At 37.7% G+C, this 22,440-nt stretch carries 29 protein-coding genes and 1 pseudogene; 16 read left to right on the forward strand and 14 right to left on the reverse strand.

Translation table 11 applies throughout. From position 1 onward, the window contains the following. Positions 1-691: 691 nt before the first annotated feature. Positions 692-1,213, forward strand: a complete 522-nt coding sequence (locus ACZZZW_RS18675; protein ID WP_463495666.1) for a hypothetical protein — start codon at positions 692-694, stop codon at positions 1,211-1,213. A gap of 45 nt (positions 1,214-1,258) precedes the next feature. On the opposite strand, the gene ACZZZW_RS18680 is transcribed toward ACZZZW_RS18675, so the two are convergent. Both ACZZZW_RS18680 and ACZZZW_RS18685 read right to left on the reverse strand, forming a co-directional pair. Beyond that, entirely contained in the window at positions 1,259-1,417 is a 159-nt protein-coding gene (locus ACZZZW_RS18680) for a hypothetical protein (RefSeq protein WP_463495667.1), read from the reverse strand. Positions 1,418-1,608: 191 nt separating this feature from the next. Then, a complete protein-coding gene (locus ACZZZW_RS18685) occupies positions 1,609-2,187 on the reverse strand; it encodes an NUDIX domain-containing protein (RefSeq protein WP_463495669.1) in 579 nt (192 codons plus the stop codon). A gap of 459 nt (positions 2,188-2,646) precedes the next feature. Here ACZZZW_RS18685 and ACZZZW_RS18690 point away from each other — a divergent pair, with 459 nt between their 5' ends. Next, a complete protein-coding gene (locus ACZZZW_RS18690) occupies positions 2,647-2,928 on the forward strand; it encodes a hypothetical protein (RefSeq protein WP_463495671.1) in 282 nt (93 codons plus the stop codon). Positions 2,929-2,936: 8 nt separating this feature from the next. Here ACZZZW_RS18690 and ACZZZW_RS18695 read toward each other — a convergent pair whose 3' ends face one another. Then, positions 2,937-3,299: a GNAT family N-acetyltransferase gene (locus ACZZZW_RS18695; protein ID WP_463495673.1), complete on the reverse strand. Its 363-nt coding sequence runs from the start codon at positions 3,297-3,299 to the stop codon at positions 2,937-2,939. 294 nt (positions 3,300-3,593) lie between these two features. Between ACZZZW_RS18695 and ACZZZW_RS18700 the strand changes: the two genes are divergently transcribed. The 7 genes from ACZZZW_RS18700 (at position 3,594) to ACZZZW_RS18730 (ending at position 6,927) form a co-directional block, all read left to right on the forward strand. Beyond that, the gene (locus ACZZZW_RS18700; RefSeq protein ID WP_463495675.1) at positions 3,594-4,040 is read left to right on the forward strand and encodes a hypothetical protein; all 447 of its coding nucleotides are present in this window, start codon (positions 3,594-3,596) and stop codon (positions 4,038-4,040) included. Between the two features lie 4 nt (positions 4,041-4,044). Continuing rightward, complete coding sequence (locus tag ACZZZW_RS18705; RefSeq protein WP_463495678.1) at positions 4,045-4,596, forward strand: hypothetical protein; 552 nt, start codon at positions 4,045-4,047, stop codon at positions 4,594-4,596. Between the two features lie 86 nt (positions 4,597-4,682). Next, on the forward strand, positions 4,683-5,225 hold the full coding sequence (locus ACZZZW_RS18710; protein ID WP_463495680.1) for a hypothetical protein: 543 nt from the start codon (positions 4,683-4,685) through the stop codon (positions 5,223-5,225). Between the two features lie 83 nt (positions 5,226-5,308). Beyond that, positions 5,309-5,599, forward strand: a complete 291-nt coding sequence (locus ACZZZW_RS18715; RefSeq protein ID WP_463495683.1) for a hypothetical protein — start codon at positions 5,309-5,311, stop codon at positions 5,597-5,599. Positions 5,600-5,774: 175 nt separating this feature from the next. After that, complete coding sequence (locus ACZZZW_RS18720; RefSeq protein ID WP_463495686.1) at positions 5,775-5,918, forward strand: hypothetical protein; 144 nt, start codon at positions 5,775-5,777, stop codon at positions 5,916-5,918. A gap of 83 nt (positions 5,919-6,001) precedes the next feature. Next, positions 6,002-6,406, forward strand: coding sequence for a hypothetical protein (locus ACZZZW_RS18725; protein WP_463495688.1), 405 nt, complete (start codon positions 6,002-6,004; stop codon positions 6,404-6,406). Positions 6,407-6,486: 80 nt separating this feature from the next. Further along, the gene (locus ACZZZW_RS18730; protein WP_463495691.1) at positions 6,487-6,927 is read left to right on the forward strand and encodes a hypothetical protein; all 441 of its coding nucleotides are present in this window, start codon (positions 6,487-6,489) and stop codon (positions 6,925-6,927) included. A gap of 302 nt (positions 6,928-7,229) precedes the next feature. Here ACZZZW_RS18730 and ACZZZW_RS18735 read toward each other — a convergent pair whose 3' ends face one another. Continuing rightward, positions 7,230-7,682 carry a hypothetical protein gene (locus tag ACZZZW_RS18735; RefSeq protein WP_463495694.1) on the reverse strand — a complete coding sequence of 151 codons (453 nt, stop codon included), beginning with the start codon at positions 7,680-7,682 and terminating at the stop codon, positions 7,230-7,232. 1,158 nt (positions 7,683-8,840) lie between these two features. Here ACZZZW_RS18735 and ACZZZW_RS18740 point away from each other — a divergent pair. Beyond that, positions 8,841-9,539 (forward strand): cold-shock protein, encoded by a 699-nt coding sequence (locus tag ACZZZW_RS18740; RefSeq protein ID WP_463495696.1) that lies wholly within the window; start codon positions 8,841-8,843, stop codon positions 9,537-9,539. A 149-nt stretch (positions 9,540-9,688) separates the two neighbouring features. Here ACZZZW_RS18740 and ACZZZW_RS18745 read toward each other — a convergent pair whose 3' ends face one another. Then, positions 9,689-10,312 carry a hypothetical protein gene (locus tag ACZZZW_RS18745; protein WP_463495698.1) on the reverse strand — a complete coding sequence of 208 codons (624 nt, stop codon included), beginning with the start codon at positions 10,310-10,312 and terminating at the stop codon, positions 9,689-9,691. A gap of 37 nt (positions 10,313-10,349) precedes the next feature. Here ACZZZW_RS18745 and ACZZZW_RS18750 point away from each other — a divergent pair, with 37 nt between their 5' ends. The 4 genes and pseudogenes from ACZZZW_RS18750 to ACZZZW_RS18765 form a co-directional block, all read left to right on the forward strand. Next, positions 10,350-10,727, forward strand: coding sequence for a JAB domain-containing protein (locus ACZZZW_RS18750; protein WP_082458721.1), 378 nt, complete (start codon positions 10,350-10,352; stop codon positions 10,725-10,727). Between the two features lie 699 nt (positions 10,728-11,426). Beyond that, positions 11,427-11,750, forward strand: coding sequence for a hypothetical protein (locus ACZZZW_RS18755; RefSeq protein ID WP_055907621.1), 324 nt, complete (start codon positions 11,427-11,429; stop codon positions 11,748-11,750). A gap of 159 nt (positions 11,751-11,909) precedes the next feature. After that, positions 11,910-12,380 (forward strand): hypothetical protein, encoded by a 471-nt coding sequence (locus tag ACZZZW_RS18760; RefSeq protein WP_055907618.1) that lies wholly within the window; start codon positions 11,910-11,912, stop codon positions 12,378-12,380. 28 nt (positions 12,381-12,408) lie between these two features. Further along, positions 12,409-12,615, forward strand: a pseudogene (locus ACZZZW_RS18765) (LytTR family DNA-binding domain-containing protein); the annotation flags it as partial. Between the two features lie 118 nt (positions 12,616-12,733). Here the strand turns inward: ACZZZW_RS18765 and ACZZZW_RS18770 are convergent. From ACZZZW_RS18770 to ACZZZW_RS18790, 5 genes are all read right to left on the reverse strand, one after another. Continuing rightward, entirely contained in the window at positions 12,734-14,155 is a 1,422-nt protein-coding gene (locus ACZZZW_RS18770; RefSeq protein WP_463495702.1) for a ligand-binding sensor domain-containing protein, read from the reverse strand. 194 nt (positions 14,156-14,349) lie between these two features. Continuing rightward, positions 14,350-15,168, reverse strand: coding sequence for a hypothetical protein (locus ACZZZW_RS18775; protein WP_463495705.1), 819 nt, complete (start codon positions 15,166-15,168; stop codon positions 14,350-14,352). A 385-nt stretch (positions 15,169-15,553) separates the two neighbouring features. Next, positions 15,554-15,865, reverse strand: a complete 312-nt coding sequence (locus tag ACZZZW_RS18780; protein WP_055912146.1) for a hypothetical protein — start codon at positions 15,863-15,865, stop codon at positions 15,554-15,556. After that, entirely contained in the window at positions 15,862-16,131 is a 270-nt protein-coding gene (locus tag ACZZZW_RS18785) for a helix-turn-helix domain-containing protein (protein WP_055912152.1), read from the reverse strand. Before ACZZZW_RS18785 ends, ACZZZW_RS18780 begins: the two co-directional genes overlap by 4 nt. Before the next feature lie 92 nt (positions 16,132-16,223). Beyond that, positions 16,224-16,991: a hypothetical protein gene (locus ACZZZW_RS18790; RefSeq protein ID WP_463495709.1), complete on the reverse strand. Its 768-nt coding sequence runs from the start codon at positions 16,989-16,991 to the stop codon at positions 16,224-16,226. A 182-nt stretch (positions 16,992-17,173) separates the two neighbouring features. On the opposite strand from ACZZZW_RS18790, the gene ACZZZW_RS18795 reads away from it, so the two are divergent. Continuing rightward, the gene (locus tag ACZZZW_RS18795) at positions 17,174-17,506 is read left to right on the forward strand and encodes a hypothetical protein (protein ID WP_055912142.1); all 333 of its coding nucleotides are present in this window, start codon (positions 17,174-17,176) and stop codon (positions 17,504-17,506) included. A gap of 248 nt (positions 17,507-17,754) precedes the next feature. Here the strand turns inward: ACZZZW_RS18795 and ACZZZW_RS18800 are convergent, their stop codons facing one another. The 4 genes from ACZZZW_RS18800 to ACZZZW_RS18815 form a co-directional block, all read right to left on the reverse strand. Beyond that, positions 17,755-18,204, reverse strand: coding sequence for a VOC family protein (locus ACZZZW_RS18800; protein WP_055912139.1), 450 nt, complete (start codon positions 18,202-18,204; stop codon positions 17,755-17,757). Positions 18,205-18,640: 436 nt separating this feature from the next. Beyond that, a complete protein-coding gene (locus tag ACZZZW_RS18805) occupies positions 18,641-19,609 on the reverse strand; it encodes an alpha/beta fold hydrolase (RefSeq protein ID WP_082458847.1) in 969 nt (322 codons plus the stop codon). Between the two features lie 11 nt (positions 19,610-19,620). Further along, positions 19,621-20,031, reverse strand: coding sequence for a nuclear transport factor 2 family protein (locus tag ACZZZW_RS18810; RefSeq protein WP_055912132.1), 411 nt, complete (start codon positions 20,029-20,031; stop codon positions 19,621-19,623). A gap of 40 nt (positions 20,032-20,071) precedes the next feature. Then, complete coding sequence (locus ACZZZW_RS18815) at positions 20,072-20,635, reverse strand: TetR/AcrR family transcriptional regulator (protein ID WP_463495715.1); 564 nt, start codon at positions 20,633-20,635, stop codon at positions 20,072-20,074. A 732-nt stretch (positions 20,636-21,367) separates the two neighbouring features. Here ACZZZW_RS18815 and ACZZZW_RS18820 point away from each other — a divergent pair. Further along, positions 21,368-22,351, forward strand: a complete 984-nt coding sequence (locus ACZZZW_RS18820; protein WP_055907318.1) for a helix-turn-helix transcriptional regulator — start codon at positions 21,368-21,370, stop codon at positions 22,349-22,351. Positions 22,352-22,440 lie beyond the last annotated feature (89 nt).

The raw sequence follows: 22,440 nt of genomic DNA on the forward strand, positions 1-22,440 counted from the left end.
TTATACCTTAAAATCCTGCGGTAGCGCTTTGAGCGTATTTTCCAAAAGCTCCACTTCCCACGATTGAATCTTTTTCCTCTTGAATAATCCGAACATAAAGCAAATTTAAAATTTATTTGTAAACCAGTTGTGCTTTTTGAAAAATCCGGTTTCCGGCTTGACAATGCCGAGCACTTATTCTGCCAGTCGGACGGAATTTTGTTCAACATTGAAGCAATGGGGACAACACTGGGAGACGTAACTCCATATCCCGATAAACACAGGAACCAGTTATGAGCTGCAAACCGGAAAAAAATACACCATCTCTTATAACTTAAGCGGGATCAGCGGACTGAAAGCCAGCAATACAGTTACCTTCAGTTATACCGAATAAACCGCAAGGTTCATCAAAGCTATAAATTGGCAGAGGCATCCGGTGGAGACCTTCTCAGGATAGTATCCGGTTTCAGACGCTAAAAACGGGAATGACTCTCTCCATATAAAACATCTGACTGTATTTTCCTCAGTCAGCTGTTTAAAGTTATCAGTTCACAACTCATAACAACACACAGCATCATGAACTACCGGATAACAATTATTTTAGGAACAGCATAAAGATTTCTGATCCACAAAGCCAATAACAAATTGGTCATAGTGAATTAATTAACACTAAATGACAATAAAAACGTTGTTAATTAAAACACAAGTAACTATGAAAAAGCAATTCATTTTTTTATGTTTAATTTTAGCTGGTATAACTAACGATGTCCGGGCGCAGGAAAAATTACAAATAGCATGGCCGGGTGAGTACAAATGGAAAATAGCTTCCGACCAAAAAAGTGGAAATACGCGTATGGTTGAACTGTTGGTTGGAAATGAGTCTTTTAAAAACTGGACCATCATAGGCACAATGCTCTCCTTGATGGGTTCCACATCCGTTCCGGTAAAACAGGCGATGAATGCGACCTACACACAAACCCTAAAAAATGCTCCCCAGGCAAAGCTTAAAATGATTGAAACGGGAACCAAATCGGGCTCACCTTGGATATTGTTCCGCATCGAGTCGCCAAAATTCAACAATAGTCCGATCCCAGAATCGCAACTCTATTACATCATTCAGGGTAAAAGTGCTTTATACTCCAATTTCGTAGCCGTGAAGCAACCCGCACTGGGCGTGCTCTTCGTAGAAAAATGGGCCAGAATTTTTAAAAACAGTACATTGGTGAGTAACTAATGGGACTGCGGGCCAAGACAATAAAAGCCCCTTACGGGGCTTAGCTTATTTTACTTTTTTTTCAATGTCCTTCCGCTGATTCGAGCCGCTCTTTTTGGCGTCCTTAATATCAGATGATTTTACATCCATTTTATCAGCTTCGTACTTGATTTCATGTGGCTGATTCGATACCGAATTCCTTTCCACTTTACTTCCTCTAGGCATAATATTTCAATTTTTAGTTAAATGTTATCCCTATAACAGCCAAAAAGTGAATTTGGTTTGGCAAGCTGAACGGTTCGCAAACCTCCAAAGACATCTTTCTTTTACAGGCACCGAAAGGTTCCATTTTGCCGGACGTAAAGGCAGGAAATTTGTTCTCTGGTGAGCGTCGCAGCACCTTGCTGCTGTATGAACTAAAGGCGAAGGAAGAAATGCTGCAGGAGCAACATGGTCTTGGCATCATTTACCTGCCCATTCGACAGCTTTTCCCTTGCCTCTTCAAAGCCCAGCTGTACCAGTTCAATATCCTCACCTTCTCCATCCGCACCACCGCCCTGGTCAGTCCGATCCTCATCGGACACCTCAGCGGTAAACAAGTGAAGATATTCTGTCAAGCCACCAGCAGAGGTATACACTGCGCCGATCTGAACAGGATCAGAAATCTTGTACCCCGTTTCTTCCCGGGCTTCCCGGATTACCGCCTGCACGGGAGACTCCCCTTGCTCGATAAGTCCCGCACAGGCCTCAAGCAGATATCCGTCAGTCTGTTTATGAGCGTTGAGGAACACAGGCAGCCGCAACTGCTTGGCCAAAATGAATGCTTCCTTCTGCCTGTCGATGAGAAGGACTGCGACCGCATCCGGCCGGAAGTATACTTCGTTCATCTGATCATGACTGCCGCCTTTCCCGTCAGGCTTGCTAAAGGAGATCTCCTCCAGTCTGTACGTCTGCTCAGTCAATATTGTCCGGTTCTTGATTGTAATGGATTCCATATTTGAAATAAATGTCAACTAGCTACCACACGTTTTTTCACTGATAAGCAGTGCAAGGGTAGCGTTATTGTTTCCTTTTCCCCGAAGCCATTCAAAGCCGACGGTTGTATGCCAATTGTCTCTAGATTTAACCTTAACCAAAGCCATCTCAAGGAGGCTCTGCTCAATTTGCAGGCTGATCCACATCTACCCCTGCCCTAAAAATCAGAAATTCTTGATGCTCCGCTGGTCACTTTTCAGTGCCTGAAAGGCGATCACTATGGCATTTAATTAATAACTTCGGTGTAATAAAACAAGGCAAAATACAATAAGGTTTCAGCAGTCCCCAGTTTACGTAGATTACCCTTTGGCTGCCAAAATACGTAAGCTGAAAATATATGTCCATACATTGCCGGATCAAGGGCAAATCAAAAAACCTAATGCATCCGCCATTTGTTTATCTTCAACAAGAAATGGCAAATGGATAAAGAGACATATCAGAACCTGGACCCGGTAGTTTTAGATTTTAATCAGGGCTGGGTACCTGCGAAAGCAAAAAAATTAAAGCCACAGGTATTCAAAGATGGCAATTCCTATTGCTGCCTGTCGGGCCCTGACCCTGAGGTAGGCATTTTCGGATGCGGAGATACCCTTAAAGATGCAGTACTGGATTGGGAGAGGGATCTGGAAAAAAGGATCGAAAGGCTCACCGAAGGTGATGACGCGGCACATCATGCAGTCAGACACCTCGGCCAACATTAAGCAACATGTCAAGCAAAATGCCATCTACCATTTCTCCGATGCTCTGTACTGTATTTTGGTAATAGCTCATAACCAATCTCCGCCTCATTTTTTTCATCTACTACATTCCAGAGTCCTAATGTCCCAATTAACTGAGGGTGGTTTTTAAACGTAATTGCCCACATAATTCCTTTGCTGTTCTCACGTATAGATGCAATCTTATCTATAAATACTTTAGCGTCCATAATTAAGGCAGCTTTTTCCCGATCTATAAACGAGTTTACGCTATCATCTGTGCGAAGGAGGAAAATTTCATCCTTATCACTGTGTTTAAGCTCCCGAAGATAAAGCCTGGAAGTCTTAAGAATTGGAAATGGGTGAAATTCGATCATTTGCTAACGTTCCTTAAATATGAATAAGTAATTATCATTCGTTTAAACTGTTGGTATTGTCATTTTTGGTGAAACATGCTGATTTGATTACCTGCTTCCAAGAGCTAAGTATTTATAATTTTAGACTATGAAACAAACGCTTATCAAATTTGCCCTATATATTGTAATTCCAACTACAATATTGGCTATGCATTCTGGATGCAAAACACCAGAACAGAAATATCAAGATTATGTTGACAACTCGTCAGATGAAGAATTGATGAATGAATAATTGGTAAACCGCTTTCATATGAGGTGCAATACCGTTCCATAGATGATGTTTATATAGGCCATGGCTTTACCTCTTTTTCATCGTCATTAACACCTGCAGAAAAAGAACAGTTTCTAACAGAGGGTGTCAATGAAGGAGCAGTTTTACAATTTTTCTTTACTAAAGGATCTGTTTGGGTGGAGAAGTTTAATCGAATGAACGGGGAATATAAAGCGGAGAAATACGCAAATTCTGATGGAACAACAACATTAAAATTTGGAGATATCCCTCCTAATCGATCAAGTACTGATGTAATTGGCTTGGGAAGTCCAGCTTCAATAGGACTAAACAATCCAGTTAGACGGTGTGAACGACTAGGAATAGAGAAAAAGTCTATAATTCCGCATAATGGAGGTAAAATTGTTGTAACAGTGCATTACTACCTCAAGAGCCTAACTAAACCGGGTTATTTTACTGAGGATACAAAATAAACATATGAAACAAATTCTTGTGAAGTTTGCCGCATATATAATGTTAATTGCGCAATTAGTGGGATTAGAAACCGGATGTAAAACTCCGAAGGAAAAATATCAAGACTATGTTGATAAATCAACACATGAAGAACTGATGAATGAGATTATGGCTGAGCCGCTTTCTTACGAAGTTGAAATCATTACAGCAGATTATAAAACGTTAGGGCTTCCAGAAGGGGTTTTCGAGAGTGTCCGAAGCCTTTTATTTAATTCGCATTCGAAAGAATATCAGATATTGGGAATAACCAATGGATCGGTTGTACAAGTAATATTTACTAAGGGTTCGGTTTATGTTGAAAAATTAGGAAGGTTGAACGGAGACTATAAATCTGAGAAGTATGCCAATGTTGAAGGGACACTATTTTTGAAATTTAGAGAAATCGCCCCGTATGAGCCAGGCAGAACTGATTTTATGAACAGTGCCAACAAGCACACAGATACGATTGGGAAAAATAATCCCGTTAGAAACTGCGAAAGAATTGGGTTAATACATTGTATACAATACACATATTAATGGAAGCCAACGACAAATTACAGTACACTATTATTTAAACAGCCTAACCAAACCAGGCTACTTCCATAAAGATTCCAATTAAGGATATGCAAACATTTAGAATAGAAGATTTACCTTTCTTATACCAAAGTGATTATTATAGCATAGCATGGGGAATGACACATTATGGTTTCTTTATCGATCCACAGGGGCGTAAATACGATTACAAATTATGCAAAAACCATCGCTATGCACTTACCAATAAATGGAATTCGTGCACACCCACCGGAACAGTTGACCCCATGCAAAGCTCAGCAGCTTATGAACAAGAAGATGATGTTGCAATAACACCTGCTGAACTATTTGAAAACCTATTGAATTCTGTTGAGTATAAGCCGTGGTTTGGATCTAAAAAGAAAATCAACATTATAACGGAAGAAATTATAGCTGATCTGTTAAAATCATCAATTGAAGATTATGGGGAGATTGCCTGTGATGCAGGATCATTTACCAATTCTTTATATGTTTATGATGCTGAAATGGACATTTACAAACAAATCCTATTGTCAATGGACGGAGATATTAGAAGGGTTAACCAAAGTACTTATACTCATAATATAATCAGAAGCCTAGGGCAGGTTAAATTATAAAGATGCTGCCGAACAATAACTGTTAATTAAGAGCCATTGCAGTATGGCTCTTTTTCGTTATAATTGGGCACTAAATTAACTCAATGGATAATACCCCATATATGATCGGTCAGGTATTTGGCGCGACATTGCTTACTGGAACATTCATATTCTTTATTGTTAAAGGATTTATCAATCCTAAGGCAAATTGGCTATACATTTACACAGCCGTATTTATTGCTTTGGCCTTGCTATTTTATATCTGTAATCCTGTACCTCTATACGACATCCCGTTGTTTAATGGTGTTAACGCTCTACTTTTCTTATGCGGCATTGCTGGTTGTGTAAAATACTATTGGCAGTTATGGAAGAGAAAAAAACAACTGCAATCCTAAACCAATCACTATCATGGGTCACAAAAAGGTATGTCTACACTGTAAAAAGGCATTTAGCATATATCGGAACGAATCAAAAGAAATCAATCTAACCTGCCCTCAATGTGAATCTAAAACAGTGCTCGTTTCACATAGATTTAGACCGCCAAAGCGAAAGGATTCTAAACAGTGGGATTTGGCAGAATTTTTAATCGCCCATGGGTTTCCTTATCAACATATACTTGAAAATTACCAGTATGTTCAATATCCAACAACTATGGAAGAGGCTAAAGAATTTGTGTTAAAGTTTAAATCACAAGCTTATTTTGTTAAAGATTAAACATTCCTAAAGCAATCCATTCAGTCATGGATTTGCAAATCATGCCCACTTTCCATAATATTAAGATAGTAAACGACATAATGATGAAAAGTCAGATCATTACCATACTTATAATTGCCCTAGCTATTTGTGGGTGCAATAAAAAACAGAAACAAAAGCCCTACATGCTAACCATGTTTGTGATGAAATATGACAACAAGAAAGGCAGTCCTTTCTATTTAGATCATAAAAGGGAAGCTATTTTAGCTACCGACGATACAACTGCATACTATCAGGCTTTGAAGATTATGGCAATGAAAAGAATTGATGAGTCAAAATTTACCATAGGGCGAATAGAGAGAACAATCAAATTTGAACTCAAGGATGGTATCCACGATATAGAGAAAAGCTTTTCGCCAGAAACTATTGGCCTTCTAAATCTAAACTTCATCAAATTACATCCAGAAATAAGTGTGGAAACGGTTGATGCTGCTTATTATAAATCCTAAACCAAGCCTTTTCTCAAAAGCGGTTTAACGCCATTTTAAATTTCACCGGAATGTTTATATTTGATCAAAACGCGATCTATATGAAAAGACAAATCTTACTCACCCTCTCATTCTTAATCCTGATTATTATCAGCCAAAAAGCCAAAGCCCAGGATAGCCTGAAAGTAAATGCCCTGGTCGATACCACCATCTACGATGATAAATTGTCTTCTGAAGGACACCTATACAAGTTCCCATTATCCCCCCTTAGTCAGGTGGAATATACACAGTTCATGAACAATCAATATGCAACCTCGGATGTGATTAAAAAAAACAAACTCTACACCAAACTAGAGGTAACCACAATAGTGGAAAAAGACGGCAGTGTTTCTAAATACACTGTAAAAGGAACAGGCACCGAGGCCATGAAAAATGAAATCGTCAGGATTCTTAAACTCCTGCCAAAAAACACGCTCGGCACTAGAGATGGGCAAGCGGTAAGGTTTCGGCTACACCAGCCTTTTGAGTTTAAATATGAGTGAGGGTTTGGGGTTAGGTATTCCAACTCCAGGCGCTTATACTAATTCCGAATTACCTAAGGAACTTTCAAATTTATCTTTACGCTTTTGTTCATATTCATACTTATCTTTTAATAAGGAAATCTCACGTAATCTTTACTGGTATCCATAAAGCTAAAAATACGAAACCGATTGTACTGTTCGGCTTCATTTTATCAACATTTAATCATTCCTAGTAGCAATCCATTCACTCAAAAAGTGGCTTAAGTGAGGAATGGATTCCTTTAGTCATTGGTTCAAGGAGTTGATACTAATGTTTACTGTTTTTATTTAGATAACGGTGATGGGCCTAATATTACCTCAATCTTATTTTCGGGTGTGGGAAGTGGAAGTTTAGGGAGCAATGTTATTCCCAATAATGGATGATTACTGTTGGGGTGGACAACCATGCATATTAGCGTACATGTTTCATCATCAAGGCGTAAAACATCTGCTAATGGCTCGAATTCTTCAAATACGGTTTCAAATGCTAAAGTTTGCTTTGCATATTCAATACAGTCGTAATAAATTGCATTATCCGTCATTTTGTATTGAACTTTCGTTACAAAGCCCGCATCTTCGGCTAAAATAAAGCACTCATAGTGAGTCTGATATATAAGTAAATTTTCTACTCTTTGATTTAAGCTGAACCCTAAACTAAGCAAAAGTTCATGAGCACTATTGGCTGAAACATTATATAAATCCCAAAGCTGTTGTGGCCTAATCTTCCTTTCCTTCATATTTTAAGTTAAACATTTGGTTTTAGAAGTATATGCAAAATCCTAAATCCATTCCTCTCTCCAAATAGTGGCTTAAGAGGAGGAAGAACTTTAATCTTTATTTATATTTTGTCGTTTTAGTTCTTCATGAATTCCCCTTAAGATATCGTTTCTCTCATAATTTGACTTTCTAATTCCGTCGAATATCTTAAAGAATAAAAACAACAAGCCAACAACTACTAAAAGGTATATGATTGGAAAGAGCGCAAGTCCCATATAGATGAATTATAGTTTATTGGTCAAATATATAAAAATCATTACATCCTGCAACCAATTCCATCCCCAACTTCTGCTGCTTACGCAGGGAATGGATTGGTTTAGTCTTTATATTGGTGGCTGGGCAATAGTGTGGTTTCTTTTAAGTATCTGGGTATACTTTTAGTCAGTGGTGCGTCGGTTGAGGCAGTGCAAACCCGATTAGGGAGATCGGTATTCGGCAAGGCTAATGCCACTTAAAACACACGCCATCACATTCGTTCTGTCATGGTTTTAATTTTGGCAAATCGGTTGCCTCATGAATGCTTTCTCTATCTTTATCTAGGATTTTGCTTCGCTTCATCCTGGATAAATCTAATCGCATTCCACTTTTCAGCTCACCTGCGTAATCGAAAATGCTGCGCTAACGCTTGTGTTAAAACATAGATCGAATCCCGTTGCTCCGCAACTGCTGATTCTCACACATTTTCTCAATTCGCAGAGGCGAGCATATCATCATTGATTTAGTATCTTTGTATAGAATGCGGCAAAAAGATAAAGTTAGACTCTTGCATGAAGAACTTATAAAGCTTAGTGATAGGATACAAATTTTATCTGAAGTGGATGGATTAGCTCATGTTTCCTATCAAATACTTAATACTTTTGATGCCGACGATTGGAGCACTCTAAATTTCGAATTACCTAAATGGAATAACAAAGAGCTTGAGGTATTAGCTTATACTATGTAGTTCAAGTAATAGACACCATCAAATTAAAATAATACAATTACATAAAACATATCGTTGCATCGTTCTACGAACTTTACTGCAACGACCCTCGCTCCATACGCATTTACGGTACGCATACATTTATTATAACATAATTAGCATTATAGTAACCCATTATATATAGTTTCGTATCGGAATGGCAATTAAGAAAACATACAAGGGACAAATAGTAAGTTTGAACCATGAACGAGGATTTGGCTTTATCAAATGTAGTGACTTTGATTCTAACCTATACTTAAAAATCACCACGCACAATAAGGGCATAAACGACAGAGAATACGTCGCCTTTAGTATTGATGAAACACAAAACGGTGTTGTGGCCAGCTTTGTAAGAAAGATTTACACCAACATTGATGGTATAAACTTCTATTCTAGACCGAATCAAGCTTTTATACATTCTGACCTTGAAGAACACTTTCAACTAATATTTGATTATTTTGAGAACTACGCTCACGAATACATCGATAAAGAATTTGTGTTTGATAAACATATTGGATTCTCAGAATGTATTGAAACCTCAGATGCAGATTTGATTACTTATGCAATACGAAAGGGTAAACTTGGACACACTAGGTTTGTTTTACATAGAGAAAGTATTCCGACAAAATCTATATTCTTAGTCCTTAAGAGAACGGAAGTTGGTTACATGGTTATTACTTATTATTCTGGAAGCAGGGCAGCAAGAGAACCTTTTGACCCACTAGCCTCATTAGCAGATTTAGAATTTTGGAGAAAGCATGCTCTTATTTATGATGAAAGCAAAGTAATTGCCCACACCATAACAGATGTCGAGCCATGGGATTTGAATTGTAATACTATTTGTAATGTGGAGTGATTATGAGGATTTGTCGTCAATCACTTGTATAAAACATAAATCGAATCCCGTTGCTATGCAACTGCTGATTCTCACACATTTTCTCAGTTCGCAGGCGGTGAGCAAATTCCCATTATTGAAAAGCTAACCTTAATGGTTGTAATCGGGAATCAATGCTCTCTGAATGCTTTACCTATTAAACCAGATAATTTAATAGCGGTTTGTCTACCTTTCCGTCCTGGACAAAACTTCTCAAATTCATTTGGAGCGTAAAAGTTTAACGGCTTAATTTCAGCTTTGCTTATCAATAATATATATATGCCTCCAGCATCATGAATGGTTAAGTTTGATCCTTTCACCGTTGGGCATCCCGAACCTTCGATAGCATCATCTTTCATATACCATAGTTTCAATCTAAGTATATCATTCCAAAGATTTCTCAATGTATCTAATGAAATATCCTTTTCAACGAAATAACGGTTAATCGATACTTGTTCATTCATATATTCTGTTAAGTCCTTATAATACATTACTCTGCGAATCGCCGATGGCACTGTACCATTGACTTTACGAACCTCTGGTCTTTTATATTCATAAGCAGTTATTGTGTCTCCTGTCTTGCCTAAGAAAAGAAGGAAGGGAGCATGAGAGCAAATACTGGGATACTGTATAATTACCGTTGTATCTGATAGCTCTTGCATTGTCTTTGCAATATTACTGTCGTTCAGTTGTGTTTGAGCATTTCCTAAAATGTATGTAAACACTAACGCAAGGGTAAATAGATATTGTTTCATAGTTTTTAGATGCAAAAGATAACACAAATCACCTAAAATCACCTCATCTAAGCAAGCTTATGACCTATTAATACAGCAATGGGACTTAGGTAAAATAGAGTTCTTAGAACAGAGTAAAATGATTCTGTTGAATAGAGAAAACAGAGTTCTAGGGATTGTAGATATTTCCACAGGAGGTGTAAGTGGGACTATCCTTGATCCTAAAATTATATTTTCAATGGCTTTAAAAGCGAATACGTCATCAATAATAATATCGCATAACCATCCTAGTGGTAATTTAAGACCTAGCCATGCAGATATTAAATTGACTAATCAACTAAAAGAAGGTGGTAAACTATTAGAGATTGTAGTTTGGGATCACCTGATAATTTCTAATGATAGTTATTACAGTTTTGCGGATGATGGAATGATGTAAAAATTATTAGCTTGGGTTAATCACCCAGGCTAATTTTAAATTTATTGCAAGATGCCCATCGTAAAGGTAAGGGCAATAGTTCTGGTCATTTTTGCGAGGGCTAACTTTTAAGCATTTCTCCGCATTCATTGAGTATCCAAAATCAGAAACCATCCCTTAAATATTTAAAATAATTAAATTTTTGGATATTCTATTTTCGAGTAAAATTAATATCTTGCTAAACTAAATTAACAACCATGCACTATCTCACTTAACCAAGTTAAGTGCTTATAAACGATTAAAAACGAAAACCAACAATACAAAATTCGCAATAGAAAACTGTACTGAATTGAATTAAGCAAGGAATTGTTTAAGCCAAGTTGCGTAAATACAAAAGTGGGCTGCTATGCTACTTAATACCTCATGAAATTTAAAGGACAAAACATTTGATACCAATTGACCAATATTCGAGACTACAACAAATTATAGATTTAGCTTGGGAAATTTTATTTGAAAGAATTGTTTCCAGTAAACAAATAATAAATAAGGAATCATCTTGCAACTTCATCCTTCAAAACTAATTTTTGATCTGGGAAACACATATTGCATTGAACCAAATGAAAGATTTGAAATTGAAATGGAAACAAACTACGAGAAGAAAAGTATTGACATAGTTTGCATTTTAGGAGAAACGAAAGCAGCAATAGAACTAAATGTTTTATGAAAGCAAGTAATCGAGCGAAAGATCTAGATTGTTATGACGTGCTGTTAGATATCGAAAGGCTTCAAAAATTCAATGGTTTTGACATAAAAAAGTTTATTTGCTTGACTAACAACAAATATTATTCGACTACTATTCAAAGTGGACATGGAAGAACAGTATCACTAAAAAGTGGAACTGTTTACAAAGAAAATGAAGCAATTGTTCCAGGTTGGGCAGACAAATGGAAAGTGAATAGAGATAAACCAATAATTTTCAGCAAACAAGTAATATGCGATTGGATTTCAAAATCTGATTGGTATTTTTTGAAAATCGAGATTTAATTACCTGTAGAAAAGCATAGCAGGTAACAGTGCTTGGCGTTATAGGACGGACGAACAAGGCTCAAGTTAAGTTTTTCAATTTTACTTTACTGCGAGGGTTGGGCTGAAGTACCCTGTCCCCCCCACTTCGGCAAGCCCTGCACCGTTAACAGAAATTTTATGACATACATTCTCGAGAAAACAGAAAAGCTAAAATTTCACACAAATTTGAGAGAGTTACTCTACCCAATCATTGAAAGTATCGGTGATTATAACTGGCTACTTACAAATCAAGATTATTTCATATTTGACTTTGAACAAAAAGGGGAAGTTCATAAGCTCGATTTTGAAAGTAAGAAAATAGAGTTTTCTGGTTCTGAATTTAAAGCATTAGTAGAGACGCGTAATATTCAATTTATTTGGGGAGTATTTTGCGCATTTATAGGCGAAATTCCTTCCTTAAAAAGTGAAGAGTTTCCATTTGCAGATTGCAATGAAAATATTTGGAAAAAACCTAATGAATTCTTAAGTCCGAATTCTGAAATTGAAATAATTTGTTTTGATGGAACATCTACAATTATCAAGTTTAAAAATCAAAAAATGGAAAAAGAATTTCTTCAATATTTTAGTGAAGCAAAACTCTTATTATAAAAAATTTTGCTGGCCGAACGAGGTTGTGATGATCTATACTGATAACGGAGATAAGTTCTTAACAGAGCTCTCCTTGTCGGAACTGGAAGGAAAACTGCCTTCCAGCTTTTTAAGGGTCCAGCGGTCATATATTATCAACACCGAAAAGATTCTCGAAATCAACAGGTACTTCAATAACGGGCTAATTATTTTAATGAATGACAATGAGCACACCAAGATTATTTCCGGCACGACCTACATCAATCAAATAGGCTGGCACTTGATCTTTAGCCAAGGGTCTGGCAGCAACCGATTAACCTTCTACCTGGACAGGATACAATGTAATTATTGTATTTATTTTAATGCTGTTTTGATTATCCCTGCAAAGGTTGCCGCCCAGATTGCCCCATCTTTGTCCTTTGTGATCCGCTCGATATTGACACTGGGAACATTAGAATTTTCAGTGGTATATATTTCGGTCTTTTTGCGCCAATGTCGTATCTGATAATCCCGACATTGTTCTGGCTGAGCCATAAAGTGTTTTTTCCTTCATCCAAAAAGAAATCGTTGATGCTGTTGCCGGCAAACATTGCCGGGTTGTCGTTCCACAAACGTTCCCATTGTCCCTCCGGCGAAAGCATATACATTCCTGCCGCCGCACCTTTTTCATTATACAGCGAGAACCAAAGGTTGCCCTTTTTATCTTCCCACATCTTGGATATGTAAGCTTTCGATAGCGGCGAGGACTTATCGTTTAAGGCTGTGGTCTTACCTTTTTCGATAACCACGTTACCCTCAAAGGTACCGATCCAGGTACGGTCCTTGCTGTCCACAAATACCCCCAGAACCCTGTCAGATGGCAACTTCGAGTTTTTCTTGTTCATTACGCTCCATTTGCTTCCGTCGAACCTGGCCACGCCTTCCCAGGAGGTAAAAAGCATATTCCCCTTGGGATCAACAACGATCTTTCTTGCCCAGTTAATGGGTGAGTCCAGGGAATCGAATCTGGTCCAGGTACGGTTATCATAGCGGTAAAGATCATAGCCGATCACAAACCACTTATTGTCCTTTTGATCAACCGCCATATCCCTAACCGACTCTGTCTGTGCCTTATTGTACTTCGTTGCCGAAATAATGGTATTCCCAGAATTAAAGTGCTGCCATTTACTGCCCGATATTTTCACGATCCCGTTATCCGTTCCGATCCAGACATCACCCTTCAAGTCGGTAGCCACAGCCCTGCTCATATCCCAGGGCAGTTCTGAGTTGCTTTGGGTAAATACTTTCCAGCTCTCGCTAAGCTCCTTCTCCTCGCTTCCCTTGCGGTCGGGCGTGCCGGCTGCTTTCATATTGGACTGGTTGGTAAAGTTAAATGTCCGGCGTTTCGCCCGGAATTTGCCACCCTCGAATTCCATGATGAGCGATACCGAGCTATTCTGCTTTTTCGTACCGTCTATTGCTGGCGTCCAGTTTTCAGTCGCATTGACCGATTGTTTGAGCCTGAGTTCAGCTGAACCCAGATTGGTCTTATTATCGACGCTCAATAGACAGGGCTTGCCTTCCTGATCGACCAGGATCTGCATTTCTATGGTGCCTTTAAGGGTTGCAAGGTTTTTTTCGCCGATTCCGCGCAGGATATTCTGGAATACAGTCTTAGGTGGCTGGGCCTGCGGATTTCCACAATCCAGGCAGAACTCGGACAGTTTGCAGTCTTCAAACTTTTCAGGGTAAAGGCTCTGCGCATTCAGCTGCGTTGAAAAAAGGCTTAGGGCAATAATGTAGATTGTCTTTTTCACGATAATTTTATCTTTTGTTTTATTCTAAGGTTAAGCATCCAACCAATACTGATTACACCACCGCAATTTCCTCTTCCACAGCGGACTTTGGACAAAGCCTGATGCAGTCCATGGAATATTGAAGGAGTTTTTCAAGCGCTCCATCTGGTCCCTGGGCCGTTAGCTGCTGATGTCATCCGGTTCTGGTCATTTTTTTAAGAGTTGACTACGGCAATAATAGCATTATTGATCGCTGTATAAAGTGCTGAGGATACGGTTTCGTAGCGATGCTGAACCTGTTTGTCTTCAAATCCCATATCGTTCCAGGATCCCATTCCCCCAAACACCCATGCACGTGAGGCAGCAAAAAGCAACTGTTGCTCTGGCATCCCGTAGGCATTTTCAGGCAATAGGTCGCTGTGATAATAATCCTGGTCAGGATGTGCGGACGCCAGGGCCGCATTCGCCCTTTGGAAAACCTGGGCAAAATTTTCCATATCTAGTTCCCTGGCAAATGTTTCAATTTCATTTAGTGCTTTTGAAAGCACATCCCTTTGCGCCCCTACGCTGAACTGAAGGTTTCTGGAATCTATCTCATACCCGATGCACCTATATTCAACTGACCAGACACGGTTATCCTCAGCCTCTTCCCTGCTCACTGTCCATCCACCGTACCAAAAATCAGAATACTCGGGATACATCGCCTCGATCACCCAGGTCCCCCCTCCGCCGATCATGCCAGCCAGTTTATGGTCAGCTGTACCAGAACTTCCATCCGAAGGTTCATAGTATAAACGCAATGCCTGGCATCCGTCCAGACCAAGATACCGGAACCATTCAAGCGGGTTTTCGGCAACCGTTGTGCGCTTGCCTTCAGAAAAAAAGTATTTTTTCTTTTCGGCCGTAAAAAAGACCTTTTCGCAGAACCGGAAAGTGCTATGGTGCTGAACGAACTCTCTATGAGTGCCATGGTGTGAGATACATTGGTTTCCATATGCAACCAAAGCGATAAGCTGGGCCAGGGTTCCTGTCATGTTTATTTGAGCGTATTAGATGATGAAAAATAGATTACGAAAGATATATCATTTCATTTAATTACTCAAAATTAATTCTTAAGGATATCAAGAGATTTTTTAAGACCTATCATTGTCCGGCAGCATATCTGACGTTACAATAGGTATAACCCAGCTAACTTTATATCTAGCGATATTATTACTTTGATACATGGATGATCTGATAACCTTCTAGCAGGCAATCCAAGTATTTCAAAAACAAATGAGCTACGAAACCAGATGATTACATTTAAAACTTCATGTATACACAAGCGATCAGCATAACTTGATAAGCAGCTAAGCAAATAACGAGCTACCTCGCTCAAGAAGGATATAATGATCTACCGATTATGTCTCTGCGGCAACTTCAGATCACATCAATCTTTCTGACTTTCTCGAACACCAATATATTGCTGGCTTGTTTAGGATGAAACGATGGACGATAGTCAATCAGCCCGACCTCCACCAGTCCGTTAAGGCATTTATGATACGTCGCATAAGAGCGAATGGCAGAAAAAGCCATCAGCTCCCGTCGGCTGATCCGGAAAGGATTTTGAAATAAAGCTTTTCCAAAACAAATTAATATTGCCGAATAAAGGTTCTGGTGCGACTGGTGAAAATCGGTTCTTCCACGAGCTACCCTTAGATAATTGGTTAGCAGTCCTATTGTATCCATCATCCCCTTCCAATTTTATCCAGCAACTTCATAATATCCGAATGTGCATAATACACGATGCTGCCAATCTTTTGATAGGGCAAAGACCCATTGATGCGCAGATTCTGTAAAGTCCCCGGTGAGATCTTCAGGAGTTTTCTTACCTCCGCACTTCGCAACCAATCGCCACCAGTTCTCAACTCACCAGTTTTGACGATTCCTTTGATTTCCTCAATAAGTTCCTTCCTGAACCTTTGAAGATCTTCCCATGTTAAAATTTCAATTTGCATTTTTACCTCCGTATTTAAATTATACGAAGCAAAAGTGTTACTGAAGGTATCTAAAACCATGACCACTTAACCGGCCTGGTCATGTTCAACTGTTAAACAACTGATCCAAAATCTTCATCTGCCTTGACAATCCTAAAAAGGCGGCGATCAGTTGGAACCGTGGTACCCTTAACCGGCACATCCCCCTTCTTCTCCACAAAATAATTTCTAATTGTTTCAATGGAAATATCTTTTCCGGCGTGGGAAAAATACTTGCTGATCATTTTAGCATAAGGAATCTTATGGTCACTTTTCAACAGCTTTCTCCCTGAATCCAGTCCCAGTCCCCTCAACTGCAATACCAGATCAATTAATGTCGGAAGATATCCCTCGTCAATCCACACCTTCTGGGTGACTTCAAATACATTCAATTCTAACAGCTTTACTTTGAGCGCTTCAATCTCTGATTGCTGCCTTTGTATAACCGCGTCTTTTTCAGCAATTAGCAAATGAGACGGTCGGGCATTCCATTCATCAACACTATCAAGATATCTCTGAAAAGCCTGAAGCTTTTGAATATTATTTTTATGCAGGGCATGTTTTCTTGAAAACGGATCCTGAATTTCAAAATGTCTAATCCGGCTATCAACAATCTGCCATACGTGCCTAAAAAAATCCTCCTTTTTAGTTATATTTTTTTCAAGCGTATATTGCAGATGATAGGAATAGAAATCAGCAAATCTATCTTCATGCAAACTATAGATTTTTAATAGAAAGTGGTTATCATCATGGTTATGCCAAAAACCGATAATATTTCCAATATCGTAAGGATGAGGTGAAAACGAAAGGAGTTTTCGAGGCTTGAAGTAACTGACTAACATAAACTTGGAGCAATTTTCATAAAAATACCAGTTTTTTTTGAAAAAAAGTTCACAGAATTAAGTTGTCAACTACCTCATCAGTTTCTTATGCACTGCATATTATACTAATATATTTGCCCCCCCTTTGTCAATCTCTAACATTGGGACAATCAAAAATTTAAATTAAATATATTGCTGGTGAGATGGGGTCAATTTACTCCGGTTTATGCACAGTCCCTCAAAAATCCGGAAACTTTGATGAGATTGACTATCAGTTACCACAAAGTGGTTATACCGTTAAAATCAAGATAACAAAAATTAGCACAAAATTGTCGAAAAACGCTTTTTCAACCAAAGCGGATCAATATGCAATTGCCAAAAAAGTAGACGGCTACTTCCTCACGATCAGATTTATGGTTACCAACCCCTATGATCATGAAATGATGATACCGGTTCATGATTATTTCTATATCAAATTAAATGGTGGAATATTGGTATTCCACCAAGGAGATTACTTAGCTTATTGGGTGTCTTAAGCTTTAAGTCAAGGAAAATTAAATTAGCAAAATGTCTTTCGTTCAATATTCTTCAGGTAGCTACAAATTTCTAAGCAACGAGGGATTTCAGGAATTGGAGAATAGCATGTTTCAAAATAAAATGCCCAGTCTTAAGCATTCTATTGAAATGTTGACTCGAAATCTCTCCAATAATTATAATATTTAGGCTGTAGATTTCTAACCAAGAAACCGTTCGATTTCAAATTTCTAAGTTTGCGAAACTAATATCAACTCCAGTTTAGGAGTTCTATTATATTCCCGTCCGGGTCTGAGATGTAAATAAACCTAAATACACCGATATTATCAAAATGATGTTCGCTTAGCTCTCCAATTTTCGATGCTCCATTCTTTAATGCTATTGCTAAAACCCCTGCAATATCCTCTACCTTAAATGCGATATGTCCAAATCCTTTTTGATTGGCTAAGTGTCTGTCAGCATTAATCATTTCTGAATACTGATAGATTTCTAATGTAGGTCCATTATCCCCATAGCCAGGTAGCCGTAATTGTATCCCTTGTAAATTTGCGTTAAAGACGCCGGTGCCTTTTTCAAGCCACTCCCCTTGATAGTTTCGTATAGGTGGAACCGCTATGCAATTAAACACGATTTCATAGAAACGTGCAAGTTCCTTCCAATCTTTTGTTATAATGTTGGTATGCGCATACTTTATGTTCATGATGTAAATTTTGACTTGATTGTACGTAACGGTATTAAAGGTAAGATTTTTTGCAGTTTGTCATTTCCTGGCGTGATAAAATTTTTTGTTCCTTAGTCCATTTAAAAGTATTGTTTTGCCTTTAAATTTCCCAGATTTTAATTTCAGGATTTGAATTCTGTATACTCAAGATCTCGGAAAAGCGCCTGTTTTTAATAATATTTAAAGCCCAGTGATCGCTGCAGGTCTTGAACTCAAAGCATGAAAGAGACTTTTGCCAAAAAAGACAACTATAAAAGAAATACATTTTTGCTGCTGTTTCCCCTTGTGCTGTAAGCTTCACAAAAAGTGGTTGCTCTAGGCACCATTCCCTGCCAATATAAAACTTTCTTAGTAAAAAAAACGTTCTGCAACCGAAATCTCCGCTATTGCGGTTGCAGAACTTTAGCATTGGCAATTACTGCCCGACTTTCATCATAAAAACTCTAATTTTTTCTATAATTTCATCTCCATCCTCTTCTAATGCAAAATGCCCAGTATCATAAATATTATAGTCGATTTCCTTTACATCTTTTTTGAAAGCGACTGCTCCGCTTTCAGGGAAAAATTCGTCATTTTTTCCCCAAACTATTAATAAAGGTGGCTGATTATCTCTTAAATATTGTTGCCATTTTGGATATAGTTTTAAGTTGTTTTGGTAGTCGTAAAATAAATCCATATTGACTTTATGTGCATTTGGTCTTGAAAGTCTTAAATAATCTAAATGCCAAGTGTCTGGATTTATTGTTTCAATATTTCTTGTTCCATGTGTGTATTGCCATTTCAAACCTTCCAGTGAAAAGGCAGGCAGTATTGCTTTTTCGGTTTCAGCGTTCCGAACTTTCCAAAGTGCTCTAATTCCAGTCCAAGCCTCGCCCAAACCTTCTAAATAAGCATTTCCGTTTTGATTTATTATTGCCGTAACCCTTTCTGGGTGAGCTGTAGCTATTCTGAAACCAATAGGTGCTCCATAATCTTGTATCATTAATGCATAAGAGTCAATTTTTTTCTTTTCTAGAAAGGCGTCAATTGTTTTTGCAATATTATCAAAAGTGTATTCGTATTCACTTGCCAATGGAAAATCGCTGTTTCCAAATGAGGGATAATCTGGGGCGATTAGGTGAAACTCGTCCGATAACTGTGATAAAACTTTTCGGTATTGATGTGAAGATGAAGGAAAACCGTGTAAGAGTACTATTGTAGGATTTTTTGGGTTTCCTGCTTCTCTATAAGCAATATTAATTCCTTCAACATTGATGGTTTTAAATAATGTAGGGTATTTCAGTGTCATACTTTTTGATTTAACTTTAGTATTATTAATTGTTTGGCTTTTACATCCAGATAGAGTGAATAGGATGATAAATTGTAATAGGATTATTTTTTTCATATTCAGACTATTTATAACTTTCTTTCTTTTTCCTTAATTTTTAAGTCATTGATGCTTGCATACCTTTTGTTCATTAATCCATTTTCATCAAATTCCCAATTTTCGTTTCCGTAAGCTCTAAACCACTGACCATTTTTATCTCGATATTCATACTCAAATCTTACAGCAATACGATTGTCGTTAAATGTCCAAAGCTGTTTTTTAAGTTTGTAATCCAATTCATTTTTCCATTTGTCAGCAAGAAAATCCTGTACTTCTTTCCTTCCGTTAATGAATTGATTTCTATTACGCCATTCTGTATCAAGCGTATATGCTTTTGAAATTCGAATAGGGTCTTTGCTGTTCCAGGCATCTTCTGCCTTTTGAATTTTTTGTATCGCTGTTTCTTCGTTAAAAGGTGGCAGCGGATGTAATTGCATCATAATTTACCGAACGTTTGTTAATTTATTAGTTCAAATTTTTTTACGCTATTGAGTATCTCTTTTCAATATTTTTTAAAGTATTTTTAAAAATACTTGTATCAGCTAAGCCTTTTGTTACAACGAGGCTTCCCTGCAAATCTATAAACGTTTGAATAGCGTTTTGCTGAGATTCTGTGGAAGTGAATTTTAATGACATCCCCAAAACATTGAAAGCGGAAATCCACTTTTCCATCCCAGATTTTATCTGCTCCTCAAATAACGTTAATCCGCCGTGCATAGAAAAAGCTCTTAAAACACACGTATTTTTTCCGCTGTCATAAAGAATTTCAATATTTTTCAAGGCATCTTTTAATCTCAGTTCTGTTGATTTAGTTTCGTCCAATAGAGCAAAGAAAATATTTTCATCAACCCACTGGTCTATATCGCTTAGTACACATTCTGCCATCTCTTGCTTTCCATTTGGAAATCGATGATATAGACTTGCTTTCTTTAATCCGGTTACTTCCGCTAAATCATTTAAACTCGCTCCTCCATAGCCTTTATCCCTAAAAACTTTGGTAAGGCCGGATATCATATCTGTATCTAAAATTTTCTGTGGTCTCATAAAGCAAATATAACTAAAAACTATACATTACCTAACGTTCGTTAAAATACTTTTCTAATTTGCTATTTACATATGGTTTCTCTTATTTTTCGTCAAGTGTTATACGTCCGCTATCTCTTAGCACATATCCTACCTAATTTGGAAGGATAATGATTTATACAATAGAAAATGGTTTAAAGCTCACCTGTTAAAAATTGTGCTCTACCCAGACCAAATGACCAATCTTTTTTTGTGTTTTCTATAAGTGAAATAATGAGGTCTGTTGGTGTTCAGAAAACAATGGCTAAAGAATAACAGCCAGATTTGTTTTCAATACTGTTTATGAATGAATTAAATGCCTTAGCAGGTTTTTCTGACAAGGCCACCAAGTTGAACAAACGTTAAAATTTTATCTCTTTTCGAAATGATGTTTGGAAAATCTAGAAAAAATCCAGTTAAGTAGAAAACAATAAGTGAATAGGTCGAACCAGCTTAAAAGAAAAATTATTACATAAAATACTGAAATACTGCAACTTAAAACAATATATAAAAAGAAAAAGGCTTCGAAATTCGAAGCCTTTTCTACTTACGGGTCAGTGGCGGTGCGTAATTCGAACCATTTTATGGACGAATTGATTGAAATAGGCGGTTTTTCGAAAATTTTGGAAGATCAATCAAACCTGGAATAACTTAATAAATTGATGTATTTTTAAGCGATTTACATCATCTTTAGTTTATCAATTATTTATTTAAATGATTTTTGAATTTACAACAGCCCCCGGCTTTGATTTTATTACATTTTTCGCCAGGCATATCAATGCAACTGTCAGGGATAATTTCATGGAACTTCCAAGTACAATGGGAGAAGGTTATGTGCGCAAAGTTGGCTTCGGGAGCGATTTTAAATTAACGATTCATCATTACACCTTAAAGGAAGATTTGATTATCAAGCGAAATCCTTCCCCAGATACGAATAGCGTACGTACTTTTTTCTTCTATAATACCAATCAAGAGCTTGAAGTTAAATATGAGTATGAAGCGAATGTACCATTCTCACAAAAAAATAACGCTTCTATACTTTTATCTACCAATGACCTGAAGTCAGAAATCCGTTTTCCGGCTAACAGTAATATCCATTATGCAGTAATTGCAGTTGCTGCCGATAGACTGCGTACACTCCTATCAATTGAAAACCCTAATAGTACTATAAAAACCATCACAGGAGCAAATGCTTCGTTTCTCTTTTTCGAAAGTCTGGATACCGAAATGCAATTGCTTCTTAAAAACATAGTATCTGTTGATATGAACAATTCTATGAGTAATTTCTTTGTACAAATCAAGGTTCAGGAATTGATGTATCTGCTTTTCAGAAAGCTTTCACTTAGGGAGAATACTACTTTTAAAAGTATAAATAGTAACGATGCAGAAAAACTTTTGTTTATCCGTAATAAAATAATTGACGACCTCAGCACTCCACCTGTTATCGGTGAGCTAGCAGCTATCTCGGCTATGAGCGAGACCAAATTGAAACAGCTATTCAAACAGACATTTGGCGATACAATCTATAGTTATTACCAAAAGGCCAGAATGGAAGAAGCTGCCTTCCTATTAAAACAGGCCAAGCACTCCGTTTCCCAAGTCGGCTACGAGCTTGGGTTTTCGAACTTGAGCCACTTCAGCAGACTTTTTGAGAAACAGTACGGCGTTACGCCCAAAAAGTTCTCTTACACAGCTTAGACCTCAAGTATCCCCTATTAACATCCTTCCTATTGTCGGATAAGACTATTCTTTTGTCTTTTACAGCTATTTTACCCAATAGCTTTCAA

It is taken from the genome of Pedobacter sp. AC379 (assembly GCF_979258145.1).

Bases quoted from the DNA above. Each gene is read 5' to 3' on its own strand.
- ACZZZW_RS18675 (WP_463495666.1), top strand. From the start codon at position 692: ATGAAAAAGCAATTCATTTTTTTATGTTTAATTTTAGCTGGTATAACT.
- ACZZZW_RS18680 (WP_463495667.1), bottom strand. From the start codon at position 1,417: ATGCCTAGAGGAAGTAAAGTGGAAAGGAATTCGGTATCGAATCAGCCA.
- ACZZZW_RS18685 (WP_463495669.1), bottom strand. From the start codon at position 2,187: ATGGAATCCATTACAATCAAGAACCGGACAATATTGACTGAGCAGACG.
- ACZZZW_RS18690 (WP_463495671.1), top strand. From the start codon at position 2,647: ATGGATAAAGAGACATATCAGAACCTGGACCCGGTAGTTTTAGATTTT.
- ACZZZW_RS18695 (WP_463495673.1), bottom strand. From the start codon at position 3,299: ATGATCGAATTTCACCCATTTCCAATTCTTAAGACTTCCAGGCTTTAT.
- ACZZZW_RS18705 (WP_463495678.1), top strand. From the start codon at position 4,045: ATGAAACAAATTCTTGTGAAGTTTGCCGCATATATAATGTTAATTGCG.
- ACZZZW_RS18710 (WP_463495680.1), top strand. From the start codon at position 4,683: ATGCAAACATTTAGAATAGAAGATTTACCTTTCTTATACCAAAGTGAT.
- ACZZZW_RS18715 (WP_463495683.1), top strand. From the start codon at position 5,309: ATGGATAATACCCCATATATGATCGGTCAGGTATTTGGCGCGACATTG.
- ACZZZW_RS18725 (WP_463495688.1), top strand. From the start codon at position 6,002: ATGAAAAGTCAGATCATTACCATACTTATAATTGCCCTAGCTATTTGT.
- ACZZZW_RS18730 (WP_463495691.1), top strand. From the start codon at position 6,487: ATGAAAAGACAAATCTTACTCACCCTCTCATTCTTAATCCTGATTATT.
- ACZZZW_RS18735 (WP_463495694.1), bottom strand. From the start codon at position 7,682: ATGAAGGAAAGGAAGATTAGGCCACAACAGCTTTGGGATTTATATAAT.
- ACZZZW_RS18740 (WP_463495696.1), top strand. From the start codon at position 8,841: ATGGCAATTAAGAAAACATACAAGGGACAAATAGTAAGTTTGAACCAT.
- ACZZZW_RS18745 (WP_463495698.1), bottom strand. From the start codon at position 10,312: ATGAAACAATATCTATTTACCCTTGCGTTAGTGTTTACATACATTTTA.
- ACZZZW_RS18755 (WP_055907621.1), top strand. From the start codon at position 11,427: ATGAAAGCAAGTAATCGAGCGAAAGATCTAGATTGTTATGACGTGCTG.
- ACZZZW_RS18760 (WP_055907618.1), top strand. From the start codon at position 11,910: ATGACATACATTCTCGAGAAAACAGAAAAGCTAAAATTTCACACAAAT.
- ACZZZW_RS18775 (WP_463495705.1), bottom strand. From the start codon at position 15,168: ATGACAGGAACCCTGGCCCAGCTTATCGCTTTGGTTGCATATGGAAAC.
- ACZZZW_RS18780 (WP_055912146.1), bottom strand. From the start codon at position 15,865: ATGATGGATACAATAGGACTGCTAACCAATTATCTAAGGGTAGCTCGT.
- ACZZZW_RS18785 (WP_055912152.1), bottom strand. From the start codon at position 16,131: ATGCAAATTGAAATTTTAACATGGGAAGATCTTCAAAGGTTCAGGAAG.
- ACZZZW_RS18790 (WP_463495709.1), bottom strand. From the start codon at position 16,991: ATGTTAGTCAGTTACTTCAAGCCTCGAAAACTCCTTTCGTTTTCACCT.
- ACZZZW_RS18795 (WP_055912142.1), top strand. From the start codon at position 17,174: ATGGGGTCAATTTACTCCGGTTTATGCACAGTCCCTCAAAAATCCGGA.
- ACZZZW_RS18800 (WP_055912139.1), bottom strand. From the start codon at position 18,204: ATGAACATAAAGTATGCGCATACCAACATTATAACAAAAGATTGGAAG.
- ACZZZW_RS18805 (WP_082458847.1), bottom strand. From the start codon at position 19,609: ATGAAAAAAATAATCCTATTACAATTTATCATCCTATTCACTCTATCT.
- ACZZZW_RS18810 (WP_055912132.1), bottom strand. From the start codon at position 20,031: ATGATGCAATTACATCCGCTGCCACCTTTTAACGAAGAAACAGCGATA.
- ACZZZW_RS18815 (WP_463495715.1), bottom strand. From the start codon at position 20,635: ATGAGACCACAGAAAATTTTAGATACAGATATGATATCCGGCCTTACC.
- ACZZZW_RS18820 (WP_055907318.1), top strand. From the start codon at position 21,368: ATGATTTTTGAATTTACAACAGCCCCCGGCTTTGATTTTATTACATTT.